Annotated in this window: 11 protein-coding genes; 2 read left to right on the forward strand and 9 right to left on the reverse strand. The window is 66.1% G+C overall.

Features of this window, described 5'->3' with window-relative positions:
- Positions 1 to 70: 70 nt before the first annotated feature.
- The gene (locus JQ633_RS23990; protein ID WP_211987528.1) at positions 71 to 1,618 is read left to right on the forward strand and encodes a 4-hydroxyphenylacetate 3-hydroxylase family protein; all 1,548 of its coding nucleotides are present in this window, start codon (positions 71 to 73) and stop codon (positions 1,616 to 1,618) included.
- An 87-nt stretch (positions 1,619 to 1,705) separates the two neighbouring features.
- Here JQ633_RS23990 and JQ633_RS23995 read toward each other — a convergent pair whose 3' ends face one another.
- The 5 genes from JQ633_RS23995 to JQ633_RS24015 all read right to left on the reverse strand — a co-directional run bounded on the left by JQ633_RS23995 (position 1,706) and on the right by JQ633_RS24015 (position 8,035).
- Positions 1,706 to 4,072 (reverse strand): hypothetical protein, encoded by a 2,367-nt coding sequence (locus tag JQ633_RS23995; protein ID WP_249159587.1) that lies wholly within the window; start codon positions 4,070 to 4,072, stop codon positions 1,706 to 1,708.
- Positions 4,073 to 4,370: 298 nt separating this feature from the next.
- Positions 4,371 to 5,999 (reverse strand): benzoylformate decarboxylase, encoded by a 1,629-nt coding sequence (mdlC, locus tag JQ633_RS24000; protein WP_211987529.1) that lies wholly within the window; start codon positions 5,997 to 5,999, stop codon positions 4,371 to 4,373.
- Between the two features lie 126 nt (positions 6,000 to 6,125).
- Positions 6,126 to 7,013, reverse strand: a complete 888-nt coding sequence (gene blaBJP / locus JQ633_RS24005) for a BJP family subclass B3 metallo-beta-lactamase (protein WP_211987530.1) — start codon at positions 7,011 to 7,013, stop codon at positions 6,126 to 6,128.
- A gap of 93 nt (positions 7,014 to 7,106) precedes the next feature.
- Positions 7,107 to 7,490 (reverse strand): tautomerase family protein, encoded by a 384-nt coding sequence (locus JQ633_RS24010; protein ID WP_211987531.1) that lies wholly within the window; start codon positions 7,488 to 7,490, stop codon positions 7,107 to 7,109.
- A 38-nt stretch (positions 7,491 to 7,528) separates the two neighbouring features.
- Positions 7,529 to 8,035 (reverse strand): winged helix-turn-helix transcriptional regulator, encoded by a 507-nt coding sequence (locus tag JQ633_RS24015; RefSeq protein WP_211987532.1) that lies wholly within the window; start codon positions 8,033 to 8,035, stop codon positions 7,529 to 7,531.
- 123 nt (positions 8,036 to 8,158) lie between these two features.
- On the opposite strand from JQ633_RS24015, the gene JQ633_RS24020 reads away from it, so the two are divergent.
- Positions 8,159 to 8,767 carry a VOC family protein gene (locus tag JQ633_RS24020; RefSeq protein WP_211987533.1) on the forward strand — a complete coding sequence of 203 codons (609 nt, stop codon included), beginning with the start codon at positions 8,159 to 8,161 and terminating at the stop codon, positions 8,765 to 8,767.
- A gap of 17 nt (positions 8,768 to 8,784) precedes the next feature.
- Here the strand turns inward: JQ633_RS24020 and JQ633_RS24025 are convergent, their stop codons facing one another.
- The 4 genes from JQ633_RS24025 to JQ633_RS24040 all read right to left on the reverse strand — a co-directional run bounded on the left by JQ633_RS24025 (position 8,785) and on the right by JQ633_RS24040 (position 12,871).
- A complete protein-coding gene (locus JQ633_RS24025) occupies positions 8,785 to 9,666 on the reverse strand; it encodes an MBL fold metallo-hydrolase (protein ID WP_211987534.1) in 882 nt (293 codons plus the stop codon).
- Positions 9,667 to 9,729: 63 nt separating this feature from the next.
- Complete coding sequence (hisC, locus tag JQ633_RS24030; RefSeq protein WP_211987535.1) at positions 9,730 to 10,782, reverse strand: histidinol-phosphate transaminase; 1,053 nt, start codon at positions 10,780 to 10,782, stop codon at positions 9,730 to 9,732.
- A gap of 105 nt (positions 10,783 to 10,887) precedes the next feature.
- Positions 10,888 to 11,742, reverse strand: coding sequence for an FAS1-like dehydratase domain-containing protein (locus JQ633_RS24035; RefSeq protein WP_211987536.1), 855 nt, complete (start codon positions 11,740 to 11,742; stop codon positions 10,888 to 10,890).
- Between the two features lie 28 nt (positions 11,743 to 11,770).
- Positions 11,771 to 12,871 (reverse strand): CaiB/BaiF CoA transferase family protein, encoded by a 1,101-nt coding sequence (locus tag JQ633_RS24040; protein WP_211987537.1) that lies wholly within the window; start codon positions 12,869 to 12,871, stop codon positions 11,771 to 11,773.
- Positions 12,872 to 12,873: the final 2 nt, after the last annotated feature.

The following is a 12,873-nucleotide window of genomic DNA, read 5'->3' on the forward strand; positions in this document are numbered from 1 at the left end:
TCCTTGACTCAATTCTAACACCGTTAGATAATTTAACAATGTTAGAATAAATGAGCAAGGGAGAAGCACCATGCTGATGACGGCCGCCGACTACCGGGAATCCCTGCGCCGCTACAAGCCGCGGGTGTTCGTCAATGGCGAGGCCGTGGCGAGCGTCGCGGACGAGCCGTTGCTGGCCCCTGGTGTCGCCGGGGTCGGCGTCACCTACGATTTCGCCCATCGCGCCGAGCACGTGCCGATCATGACGGCGCGGCAGGGCACCTCGGGCAAGACCGTCAACCGCATGCTCCACATCAACGAGAGTTCGCAGGACCTGCTCTACAAGCTCGAGGCGGTGCGGCTGGTGTGCAGGACCTCCGGCTGCGCCCAGCGCTATCTCACCCATGATGCGCTGAACGGGCTCTACCAGGCGACGAAGCTGACCGACGATCGCCACGGCACCGACTACAGCGAGCGCTTCCTCAATTATCTGCACGAGGTGCAGGACAACGACCTGACGCTCGGCGTCGCGATGACCGATGCCAAGGGCGACCGCTCCAAGCGGCCGGGCCTGCAGGCCAATCCCGACGTCTACGTCCATATCAGGGAGCGCCGCGCGGACGGCATCGTGATCCGCGGCACCAAGGCGATCGTGACCGGCGCGCCCTACATGCACGAATTCCTCGTGATGCCCTGCCGCACCCACGTGCCGGCGGACAAGGACTTTGCGGTGTGCTGCGCCGTTCCGGTCGACGCGCCCGGCGTCACCATCGTCGCGCGGCCGGCGGGCCGGCCCGGCGATGCAGCGGCGAAATTCTCGGCGAAATACGGCCAGTCGGTCGGTGTCGTGATCTTCGACGACGTGTTCGTGCCGCATGACCGCGTCTTCCTCGCGGGCGAAACCGAGGAGGGCGGTTTCCTCACCACCTCCTACGCCACGCACCACCGGCATTCCTGCATCGGCGCGCGGGCCGGCTTCGGCGATCTGTTGATCGGCGCCGGCGCGCTGATGATCGAGGCCAACGGGCTCGATGCCGAACGGCACGCGCATATCCGCGAGGCGATGGTCGAACTCATCACCATCACCGAGAGCTTCTATGCCTGCGGCGTCGCATCCTCGGTCTATTGCACCAGGGATCCCGCGGGCTCGGTGATGCCGGACGCGGTGTTCTCCAACATCGGCAAGCTGCTGCTGGCGACCAAGATCTACGACATGCACCGCGTCGCGCATTACGTCTCCGGCGGGCTGATCGTCGCGCTGCCGGGCCCGGACGAGGACCACAATCCGGAGACGCGCGCCTCGCTCGCCGCGGTGATGGGCGGACGTCCCGACATTCCGGCGGAGCAGCGCGCCGAGGTGGCGCGGCTGATCGAGGACCTCACCGTCTCGCACGAAGCCGGCTGGTACTCCGTGATCTCGCTGCACGGCGGCGGCTCGCCGGAAGCGATGAAGCGCGAAATCTGGCGCAATTATCCCGTGATGGAGAAGGCCGAACTGGTCGAGAACCTGCTCGGCCGCGGCCTCGTCGACGAGGGGCGCCGGGTGTCAAAGCAGCCCGGCCGCTGCTGCGCGACGGGCTGCGAGGTGCCGGAGCCGTTCGCGCCGGTGTCGGAGAACGAGCTCGCGCCCGTGAAGTGAGCACGCCAGTCAGGTTCCCTCCGCCGCAAGGGGAGGGAACCCGACCGCTGGTGCCTCCCTCACATCCATGCGACGCAGATAGTCGCGCTACTTCTTCTTGCTCTTCTTCGGTTTCGCCGGCTTGTCGCTCAAGAGCTCGCCGACATCGGCGATGCTGCGCGAGGGCAGGAAATCGCGGTCGGCACAGATGTCCATCGCTTGCTGCGGCTTGAGCGCGGTGGTGTCGCGCTCCTTGCTCTCGCCGCCGGCGGCGACCCAGGCACTCTCCCACAGCACGGCGAGCAGATGCGTGCCGTCCTGCATCGCCGTGATCGTGCCCGCGCCGTACTTCTCCCAGAACATCGCCTTCGTGTCCTTGTGGTTCTTGATCGCGGCCAGGTAGTCGCGCAGCATGTCGGCCGGCGGCAACGCCTCGAAGGTCTTGCGCATCAGGTCGATCGTTGCCTTGGCAGCTGCGAAGCCGGTGTCGAACAGCTCGGCCTGCTCCACGAGCGGCGTCTTGTCGAGGCCGGTCAGGATGTCCTTGCGGTGGGCGTTGACCATGCCGTCCTCATAGGCGCTGTGCAGGCCCTGGCCGAGCGGGACGCGCGTGACGTCGGTGGTGCCGTCGCGGTGATGGACGGTGTGGTTGGTCGCCTGCTTCGGGTCACCGTCGTGCAGATAGGAGATGTGCAGCGGCTGGCAGGAGTCGCCGATGTAGTGGGTCAGGACGCCCGCGGCGCAGACGAAATTGGCCATCTCGTCGTTGCGCACGAACTCGACCATCTTGTCGAAGATCTGCCAGACCCGGAACGGCAGCAGGCCGCGATGCTCCATCGTGATCGGCTTCTGGTCGAGCAGGTCCTCGACGCTGGTGTAGAATTCGTTCCACACCTTGGGATCGATGTTCTTCGGGTCCTTGCACAGCGTCAGCAGGTCGACGCCGTCCTCGTCGCGCTTCTGGTCCATGTCGGCAAAATGGTTCGGGCCCTCGAAGTGCCGCGTGTGTCCCTGGTTGCCGTGCTTCCAGAAGAAATCCGGCACGTCGGCCATCGGGATGAAATCCAGATCGCCCATCTTCTTGAAGTCGCTCTTGAGGATGGTGCCGTCATCGTGGCTGATGATGGCGGCGTTGTTGTCCATCAACTCTTTCAGCTTCGGCGCGGCGTCCGACAGCGCGCCGCTGACGCGGCTTGCGATGGCAAAATGCCCGACCGCGCCCCAGGTGTCGGGCTGATCGAGATTCCAGTCCCTGACGACGTCGACATCGAGGCGGTCGCAGATCGTGCTGAGACAGGTCGCTAGCGCGTAGCAATGCGGCTGCTGGCTCAGGGCCGAGTAGAGCCGGTTGGCGCCCCATTGCAGCGCCAGCGGGCGCAGCCGGTCGCTCGCGCCGGCACTGTCGATGCGGCCGGCGGCATCATTCGGCTCCAGCAGCCACAGCGTTCCGGAGTCGCCGGGCACCGTGGCGAACGCGGGCGGCGTCGGCAGTTCTTTGGTCGGGGTGCGCGGCCCGATGAAGAAGTCGGAGATGTATTCGAAGCCGCCCTTCGACTTGTAGCGATAGAACAGCGCCTGGATCTCGCCGCTGATCCACTGGTTCGACGCGGCGCCATAGCCGCGGACGTAACGGCCGAGCAGCGCCATCGGGAAATTGGCCGAGGACAGGTCGACCATCGGGCCCATCACCGAGCCGTCCTGCAGCTTCGCCGTCCAGGCGTTGACATCCTTGATGTCGATCAGGCCGGCGTCCATGTTGACGTAGACCGACTTGCCCGGCCAGCTCGGATAGACGTCGGTGAACGGCACGCGCGTCGCCTGGCCGCGTGACGAGGTGCCGATCGGCTGCGAGCGGCCGCCGAGCTGCGACGACAGCACTTCGCCCGGCTCGCCGGTGACGTGACGGTTGGTCAAGGCGTAGGCCTTGTGGCCGTCGGTCACGAGGCAGGCGACCGTCGCGAAATGATTGCGGCTCTGCACGTCGACGAACACCGGATGGCCGCTGCCGATATTGTTCAGCGGATGCCGCTTTACGGCAGGCGCCGGCGGGCTCACCGGATCCTTCGGCGCCTCGATGACGCAGACCGGAACGCGCCGCCCATCGGGCAGATACAGCGTCTTCGGCACGATGTCGTCGGCGTTGTAGCGGCGGCCGGCGCCGAACTCGGTGGCTGCGATCCAGTCGTCGACGAACACCAGCACTGCCGGCCAGGAATAGGACCGCACCTCGGAATTGCCAAGGTTGCGCGGTCCGTCGGGCGCCACGTCGTCCTTGCGGATCCGGTAATAGCCGATCGCGGTCGCCACCACCTTGGGATGGCGCATCAGGTGCACGTGATACTGCTCGCGGGCGTCGAGCAGATCGAGCATCGAGAGCGCGTCGTATTCGGAACGCTCGGGCGTATGAGCGCGGCTGGCGGGAGGCGCGGCGGCGGGGGCTGCGGCCTTGGCTGCGACGGTCGTGCTAGGGGGCATGGCACTCTCCCAACGGGAAGGTCAAATCGCAGCGGATTTGACATCACGGCGGGCAACAAGAGTGTGACGCGGCCGACAAATTGCGAAAAATGATCGAGCGCGCGACATCGCCGGAGAGCGCACCGTCATCCCGTCATCCTGAGGTGCGAGCCTTGCAGCGCACTTGCGCTGCTGGGCTCGCACCTCAGGATGACGGGTTTGGGAGTGATTGACTTTGTAGGATGGGTGGAGCGAAGCGATACCCATCATCTTCCTGGCGATGGGTATCGCTTCGCTCCACCCATCCTACGGATTGTCGTCAGCTCTTCTGCGCGTAGAGCAGCGGCACCGCGGAATCCACCATCACCTCGATCAGGCTGGTGCCTTGATGCGACAAAGCGCGCTGGTAGGCGCCGGCGAGCTCGGACGATTTCGTCACCCGCACCGCGTCGCACCCCATGCCCTCTGCGAGCTTGACGAAATCGATGTTCGGCAGCTCGAGGCCCGGCACGTTACGCACCTGCATCACCTGGCTGAACGAGCGCATCGCGCCGTAGCCGGAATTGTTCATCACGACGACGGTCAGCGGCAGCTTGCGCTGCGCCGCGGTCCATAGCGCCTGGATCGAATACATCGCCGAGCCATCGCCGATCAGGCAGACGATGCGGCCCTCGCGGCGGCCGAGCGCCATGCCGACCGCGGCCGGCAGGCTGTAGCCGAGGCCGCCGCTCGCCATGGTGTAGAAACTGTCCTGGCCGCGCATCGGCATCGCTTTCTGCATCAGCGGACGGTGCGAGGGAATTTCCTCGACCAGCGCATCCTGTGGGCCCATCGCGGCGGCGAGCGCATGCAGCGCATATTCGGCGGGGATCGGATCGCCGGCCGCCGGCGCCGGCGGTAGCACGCGGCCGGCGGGCGCGCTGCGCCTCGTCTCGGGCAGCATTTCGAGCAGCGCCGACAGCGCCGGCTTCATCGTGGCGATGATGCTGTGGCCGGCCGGCGTCATCGCGGCGGCGTCGGCATCGTCGGTGATCTGGTAGATCGCCGTCGCGCCGTCGAAGATCGCGGCGTGGCCCTCGACATGGAAGGTGAACACCGGCGCGCCGATCACGACGACGAGATCATGATCGCGCAGCGCGTCGGACAGCTGGCCGGGCGAGGCGTGCAGGAAGCCGGCGAATTGCGGATGGCGCTCGGGGAACGAGCAGCGCGCCGAGAACGGGCTGGCCCAGACCGCGGCCTTGGTGCGCTCCGCGACCTTCACCATGAGATCGACCGCCTCGGCGCGATCGACCGCGGGGCCGATCACGAGGGCAGGGCGCCTCGCCTCACCGAGCGCCGCAGCCAGCGCTTTGAGCGCCGCCGGATCCGCGCCGACCTCGCGGCTGACCTGGCGCGCCTCGACCGGCTGCGTCGCGCGCGCCCAGTCGTCGATCGGCACCGAGACGAAGGTCGGCCCGCACGGCGGCTGCATCGCGACGTAATATGCGCGCGCGATCGCGGCCGGTACGTCCTCTGCGCGCGCCGGCTCGACCGCGAACTTCACGTAGGGCCGCGGAAATTCCGATGCGCGCTCGGCGTAGAGGAACGCCTGCAGCGGCATGATCGAGCGCGCCTGCTGCCCCGCGGTGATCACCAGCGGGGTCTGGTTGCGATAGGCGTTGTAGATGTTGCCGAGCGCATTGCCGACGCCGGCCGCCGAATGCAGGTTGACGAAGCCGGCATTGCGCGTCGACAGTGCATAGCCGTCGGCCATGCCGACTACCGAGGCCTCCTGCAGGCCGAGCACGTAATCGATGTCGTCGGGCCAGTCGCTCAGGAACGGCAGCTCGGTCGAGCCAGGATTGCCGAAGACCTTCTTGATACCCCACGCGCGCAACAGGCCGAAGGTGGCGTCCTTGACGGTGACGGTCTTGCCTTTCGCGGCGGCGGGCGTGCGGGACGACATTGGGCGGCTCCCCATTACTGGTGTCTTGGCTTTGCCGCCATTGCGCAGAACGCAGACGCGAAAAGCAATCCACGTGTCGGTGGATTGCTCCGCAATGTCAAGCGCGCCGGACCCGGAAGGAACCGGCTAGTTCGCCTTCTGCAGCGCGGCCGTCTGCTTGGCGAGCTGCTTGTCGAAATCTTGCTCCAGTCCGGCCACGTAGGTGGCGTTCTCGCCCGGCTTGACGAACGGGTTCGGCGCACCGTCCTTCATCTGCGCGCGCTTGTCCTGCATGTTGTAGACTTCCGGGTGCGGCCCAAGCAGCACGTCGACCTTCATCGCCTTGACCTTGGCGAAGGTCGCGCGGTAGTCGTCGACGATGCCGGGATGGGTCGGATGGCCGACCAGTTTGTTGAGCGCCACCGTTCCGCTGCAGAAGAACAGCACGCTGCGGTTCTCGTTGCCGTCCTTCACCGTCATCTCCCAACTGGTGCAGCCGGGTGAATGACCGGGCGTCGCGTGCGCGGTCAGCGTGACGTCGCCGAGCGTCACCTTGTCGCCTTCCTTGACGGTGCGGTCGACCTTGGCCGGCGGAAAGAACAGATCGGCGTTTTTCTCGTCACCCGGATAGTAGCCGCCCTCGAGCAGCGCCTTGTCGCGCTCGCCGGCGATCAGCTGCGCGCCGGTCTCCCTCTTGATCTCGGCAAAGCCGCCGGTGTGATCGAGATGGGCGTGGGTGTTGAGGATGATCTTGATGTCGGCCTCCTTGAGGCCGAGCTTGGCGATGCTGTCCTTGATCATGCCGGTCGATTGCGGCATCGCGGTATCCATCAGGATCAATCCGTCCGACGTCTTGATGATGTAGACGGCGATGCCGTCGGTGCCGACATAATAGATGTTTCCGATCAGATCGAACGGCTCGAACGGCGTGGTCCATTTCTTCATGACAACAGCCATGAAGTCCTTGATGGATTGCGCCTGCGCGCCGGATGTGAGCAGCGCCAATGTGCATAGCGCGGCCGCGATCGTCCTCATGGGTTGCCTCCCTGCTGGTTCTTGTTGTTCGTGTACGCGGCAGCACTATGCGTGCTGCCGCGATCGATCGCAAGCGCTGGCAGCCCTGCGCGCTCAGCTCGCGTATTGTGCGATGCCGTGGCCGAACGACCAGTTTTCCTTGGCCACCTCGACGAGGTTGATCACGATGTCATCAGGTCGTCCCTGCAACTGGCTCTGGAAGTCCTCGACGATCCGCTTGTAGAACGCCTTCTTCATCTCGACGGTGCGCCCGGCGTTCAGCGTGATCTGGATGAAGACGATATCGTCGCTGTAGGTGTTGCCGAGATAGCTTTCGGCATAGTTCAGGTCGCCGCGATCATGCTCGGTGATGACCTGGAATTTGTCATCCTGCGGCACATTGATCAAATCGCGCATCGCCTTGTAGACGATCTCGCCCAGCGTCTTGCGGTACTCGGCGGACTTGCCGCGCTTCAGGTCGATACGAACGAATGGCATGGTGCTCTCCTGGTGTTGCGCCGGCGGCGCGTTTCAATTCAGCGGCTGGCCTTGAAGGCCTCCCACCGCGCGTCGCGTTCCCGCTGGTATTTGGGCGTTCGCTCGGCAACCATGTCGGCGCGGTGCAGCGGTTCACCGCAGGACTGGCAGACCGGGCCGAGCCCGGCGGGCTTGCCGCAGGTCAGATGCGTGTAGTTCATGGAAAGGCCTTCCCTGGGCGACTTGCACCAGGTCTCGCCGAAGGCGCGCAGCGCGAACAGCACCGGGAAGAACGCCTCGCCCTTGTTAGTCAGGTGGTACTCGTGGCGCAGCGGCCGCTTGCTGTAGACGCGCCGTGTCACCAGCCCGTCCACCTCCAGCGTCTTCAGCCGCGCCGCGATCATTTGCGGCGTTCCGCCGGTATAGGCTTGGATCTCCTCGAAGCGGTGGTTGCGCGCGAACAGTTCGCGCAGCACCAGCACCGTCCAGCGGTCACCCACCACGGTTTCCGCACGTGCCACCGGACAGAGCGTCTGGGGGGAGGGGGCGGCTTTGAGCTTTGCCATCACGTTTTCTTCATCGAGCTTTGTTGCGGCTTGTTGCTATGATTTTCATAGTAATATGTGCTATGGTCGATCCCGACGCAACGGGCGTCTTTGGCGGGCTGGTAACAGTTAGAGGAGCGAGCCATGAGTACCGATAACCAGGCTTTCAAACCGGCCACGGTCGATATGAAGCTCGAGGTCGTCGTGATCCCGGTGTCCGACGTCGACCGCGCCAAGCGGTTTTATGAGAATCTGGGCTGGCGGCTCGATGCCGATTTCGTCCGGCCGGACGGGTCCCGCGCGCTTCAGCTCACGCCGCCGGGTTCGCCGGCCTCGATCCATCTCGACAAGGGCGCCGCGCTACCGCGCTTCCTGATCGTCAACGACATCGAGGCGGCGCGCGCCGACCTGCTCGCGCGCGGCGTCGAGGTGAGCGAGGTGTTTCACCGCGGGGCGGAAGGCCGCATCAAGGGGCCGGACCCGCAGCGGCCGAGCTACGGCTCGCTCGCCACCTTCAACGATCCCGACGGCAATGTCTGGCTGCTGCAGCAGGTGACGCAGCGGCTGCCGGGACGCGTCAGTGGCGCCAGCACGAGTTTCGCCTCACCGGCGGACCTTGCCGCCGCATTGCGCCGGGCCGCCGCCGCTCATGGCGAGCATGAGAAGCGGACCGGTGGCCCCGATGCGAACTGGCCGGACTGGTACGCGGAGTACATCGTCCGCGAGCAGGCCGGCAAGCCGTTGCCCGAATAAGCCGGCCCCCGAAGACGCTATGCGTTGGTGTCGAACACCGGCGCGTAGCCGCCGCTGTGGGCGTGGATATGCGCGCAACGCGGGCCGCGGAAATGCGCCGGCACCACGAGGCGGCCGCTGTCCGCGGCTTCTGCGAGAATCTTGGTCCGGGTTTCGGCAGCCAGTTTCGGGTCGACGCAGCTCGACGTCGACAGGCCGTGCTGGAAGATCTGCAGCGGATTGTGGATCGCATCCCCGCAGAAGATCGCGCGGTGCCGCGCCTGCTCGACGACGAGCCCCATCTGGCCGCCGGTGTGGCCCGGCAGCGGGACCAGCCGCAGACCCCGGCCGGGCTCGTAGCCGTCATCGACCAGATCGGCACGGCCGGCCTCGACGATCGGGATCACGCTCTGCTCCAGCGCGCGGGCATGGATCGGCAGCGCCTTGCCGGCATCGTGCTGCGCCATCCAGTCGGCAAGCTCGCGGCGGCCGAACAGATAACGCGCGTTGGGAAAGGTCGGCGTCCAGCGGCCGTTGTCCTGCCGCGTATTCCAGCCGACATGGTCGACATGCAGGTGGGTACAGAACACCAGGTCGATCTCGGCCGGGTCGACGTCGGCACGCCGAAGCTGCTCGAGGAAGCTGCTGGTGCGGCGCTGATGCCAGGCCGGGATTTCCGGAATGTCCTTGTGCTCGCCGATGCAGCAGTCGATCAGCAGTGTTCGCCCGCCGGTCCGCAGCACAAAGCTCTGGATCGCGAATCTGGCGAGGCCACGGTCGACAAAGACCGGCTCGAGGACGTCGCGATGCGCCTCGATCACCTGCGGATCGTATCCGGGAAAGAACTCGGGCAGCGGGCTGGTAAAATTGTCATCATCGACAATGACGTCGACTGTCGTGTCGCCAATCGCAAAACGCATGACGGCTCCTGTCCCGTAATCCGGTGGTACCGCGACCATACCACGGCAACACGCGAATGCCGATCAGACCATTTCACGCAGCAGTGCAATCAGGCGGCCGCATTCATCGTCGGTGCCGACCGTGATACGCAGGAAATCCTGGATCCGCGGTTTGCTGAAATGCCGGACCAGCACGCCGCGCTCGCGTAGCCGGGCCGCGAGATCGGCGCCGCGATGGCCAGGGTGGCGCGCGAAGACGAAGTTCGCGAGCGACGGCAGTACCTCGAAGCCGAGCCCGGTGAGGCTGCGGACCATCGCGTCGCGGCTCGCGATGATGCGGGCCCGCGTCTCGGCGAACCACGCATCGTCCTCGATCGCCGCGGCGGCGCCGGCGAGCGCGAAGCAATCCAGCGGATAGGAGTTGAAACTGTCCTTCACCCGCTCCAGCGCTTCGATCAGCGGACGCTGGCCGATCGCGAAGCCGACGCGCAGACCGGCCAGCGCGCGCGACTTGGAGAGGGTCTGGATCACCAGCAGATTGTCGTGGCGCGCGACCAGCGGCACGGCGCTCTCGGCGCCGAAATCGACATAGGCCTCGTCGACCACCACCAGGCGATCGGGCTGCTCGGCGAGCAGCGCGGCGATCGCCGCGCGCGGCAGCGCGATGCCGGTCGGCGCGTTCGGGTTGCACAGCAGGATGGCGCTGCCGGGCCGCCGGTAGTCGGCGAGTTGCACGCGCATAGCGGCGTCGAGCGGCACCTCCTCGTAGCTGGTGCCGAAGAGCCGGCAATACACCGGATAGAAGCTGTAGGTGATGTCGGGGAACAGCAGCGGCGCGTCGTGCTTCAGCAGCGCGGGGAAGGTGTGGGCCAGCACCTCATCCGAGCCGTTGCCGACGAACACCTCGTCCGCCGCGACGCCGTAGCGGGCCGCGACGGTCTCGCGCAGGGTGGTCGCACGCGGATCGGGATAGAGCCGCAGCCGATCGGTCGCGGCGGCGATCGCCGCCAGCGCGCGCGGCGAGGGCGGATAGGGGTTCTCGTTGGTATTGAGCTTGATGAGGCCGTCGATCTTCGGCTGCTCGCCGGGCACGTAGGGCGACAGATTGTGGACGACCGGACTCCAGAAACGACTCATGATTTTGCGACCTGGCGGATGATCGCCGCACACTAGGGGATGCCGAGCCGCAACGAAAGCCGCTTGCGATCGAAGAGCGCAATCGGCTTTCGTGCGATTCAGATGTTACCAGCTCGCCGTGCCCTTCATGGTCGGCTGGCCCTCGGCGTTGGCGGTCCACAGCTCCATGGCGCCGTCCTTCTCGCTGGCATTGACCGAGAACTCGCTGCCCTCGAACAACGGCTGCACGCCGCGATAGGAGAACTTCTTCGGCGGCTTGCCGCCGCGCAGCTTCGCCGCGAGCTCGACGATGAAGGCGGCCTGCAGCGGGCCGTGGAAGATCAGGCCCGGATAGCCCTCGACCTTGGTGACGTAGTCGCGATCGTAATGGATGCGGTGGCCGTTGAAGGTCAGCGCCGAGTAGCGGAACAGCAGCACCGGATCGGACACATGGGTCTCGCGATGCTGCGCAACCGGGGGAGGCGGCGGCGCCTTCGCCGGCGCGGCAGACGGGGTGCTGGTCATCTCGCGATAGACGATGTCCTGCCGCTCGCGGATCGCGAGGCCGCGCGACGTCGTCACCTCGTGATTGACCGAGACGAAGCAGAGCGTGCCGGTCGAGCCCGATTTCACCGTGACATCAGCGATCGTCGCGGTCCGCTTCGGCTCGTCACCGACGCGCAGGCTGTCGAAAAATTCCAGCTCGCCGCCGGCCCACATCCGGCGCGGCAGCGGCACCGGCGGCAGGAAGCCGCCGCGGGTCGGGTGGCCGTCCGGGCCGAGCTGCGCCATCGGGAACACCGGCTGGCCCAGGCACCAATGCGTGGTCCATGGCGCGGCATCACCCTTCTTCGGCTCGCCGATCTCCTGGAATAGCGTCGCGCGCAGGCCCATCACCAGATGCGCGGTGACGACGTCGGTCGCCTCCATGCTGCGTCCGATCCACTGGCGGAGATGATCGAGGTCGAGTTTGTCGGTCATGCGTTTTCTGCTCCGGTCGGGAGATGTCTTAAGAGCGTTTGGTGCGCTCGCCGATCGCGGGCACCTTGCCGTAATGCCTGTCCTCGCCGACGACGATCGCGGCCGGCGCCGGATAGCTCACCTTGCCGTTCGGCGTGTCGACCTCGATGCGGCGCAGATGCGGATGCTTCGCGAGGTCATCCATGCTGTTGACCTCGGCGAAGGCGATGTCGGCTGCGGCAAGCTTTGCCAACAGGTCCTCGCGCGTCAGCCTGCCGAAGGCGTCGCCAACGATCTGGTCGGTCAGCGCGCGGTTGCGCACGCGTTCGACCATGTTGGCAAAACGCGGATCGTCGGGCAGGCCGGGCTGATCGAGCACCTTGGCGCACAACGTCTTCCACTCGCGCTCGCTCTGGATCGAGATCAGGATCTCCTTGCCGTCCTTCGAGCGGAACACGCCATAGGGCGCGATCGAGGGATGGGCGAGGCCGATGCGTTTGGGCGCCTTGCCGTCCTCGGCATTGAGCAGCGGCACGGTGAGCCAGTCGGCCATCACGTCGAACATCGAAATCCGTATGTCGGCACCCTGTCCGGTGCGGCCGCGGCCGATCAGTGCTTCGAGGATCGAGGCGTGTGCGGTGGCGCCGGTCGCGACATCGACGATCGACATGCCGACCCGCGAGGCGCCCTCGGGGCCGCCGGTGATCGAGGCGAGGCCGCTCTCGGCCTGGATCAAGAGGTCATAGGCTTTGCGGTCGGCATAGGGGCCGCTGTCGCCATAGCCGGTGATGGTGCACATGATCAGCTTCGGATAGTCCTTGCGCAGCCGCTCGCGCGCGAAGCCGAGCTTGTCCATCGAGCCGGGCTTGAGGTTCTGCAGCAGCACGTCGGCGCCGGCGATCAGCTGTTCGAGCTGCGCGCGGCCTTCCTTGGTGGCGAGATCGACCACCGCGGAATCCTTGCCGCGGTTGAGCCAGACGAAATAGCTGCTCTGGCCCTTCGCCGCGGCGTCGTAGCCGCGGGCGAAATCGCCCTCGGGCCGCTCGATCTTGATGACATGGGCGCCGGCGTCCGCCAGGCGTGACGAGCAGAACGGCGCGGCAACCGCCTGTTCGACGGCGATGACGGTCAATCCTTCAAGCGGCAGCATGA

Origin of the sequence: Bradyrhizobium tropiciagri (genome assembly GCF_018130505.1) — a bacterium.
GTDB lineage: Bacteria > Pseudomonadota > Alphaproteobacteria > Rhizobiales > Xanthobacteraceae > Bradyrhizobium > Bradyrhizobium tropiciagri_B.

Bases quoted from the DNA above. Each gene is read 5' to 3' on its own strand.
- JQ633_RS23990 (WP_211987528.1), top strand. From the start codon at position 71: ATGCTGATGACGGCCGCCGACTACCGGGAATCCCTGCGCCGCTACAAG.
- JQ633_RS23995 (WP_249159587.1), bottom strand. From the start codon at position 4,072: ATGCCCCCTAGCACGACCGTCGCAGCCAAGGCCGCAGCCCCCGCCGCC.
- mdlC (WP_211987529.1), bottom strand. From the start codon at position 5,999: ATGTCGTCCCGCACGCCCGCCGCCGCGAAAGGCAAGACCGTCACCGTC.
- blaBJP (WP_211987530.1), bottom strand. From the start codon at position 7,013: ATGAGGACGATCGCGGCCGCGCTATGCACATTGGCGCTGCTCACATCC.
- JQ633_RS24010 (WP_211987531.1), bottom strand. From the start codon at position 7,490: ATGCCATTCGTTCGTATCGACCTGAAGCGCGGCAAGTCCGCCGAGTAC.
- JQ633_RS24015 (WP_211987532.1), bottom strand. From the start codon at position 8,035: ATGGCAAAGCTCAAAGCCGCCCCCTCCCCCCAGACGCTCTGTCCGGTG.
- JQ633_RS24020 (WP_211987533.1), top strand. From the start codon at position 8,159: ATGAGTACCGATAACCAGGCTTTCAAACCGGCCACGGTCGATATGAAG.
- JQ633_RS24025 (WP_211987534.1), bottom strand. From the start codon at position 9,666: ATGCGTTTTGCGATTGGCGACACGACAGTCGACGTCATTGTCGATGAT.
- hisC (WP_211987535.1), bottom strand. From the start codon at position 10,782: ATGAGTCGTTTCTGGAGTCCGGTCGTCCACAATCTGTCGCCCTACGTG.
- JQ633_RS24035 (WP_211987536.1), bottom strand. From the start codon at position 11,742: ATGACCGACAAACTCGACCTCGATCATCTCCGCCAGTGGATCGGACGC.
- JQ633_RS24040 (WP_211987537.1), bottom strand. From the start codon at position 12,871: ATGCTGCCGCTTGAAGGATTGACCGTCATCGCCGTCGAACAGGCGGTT.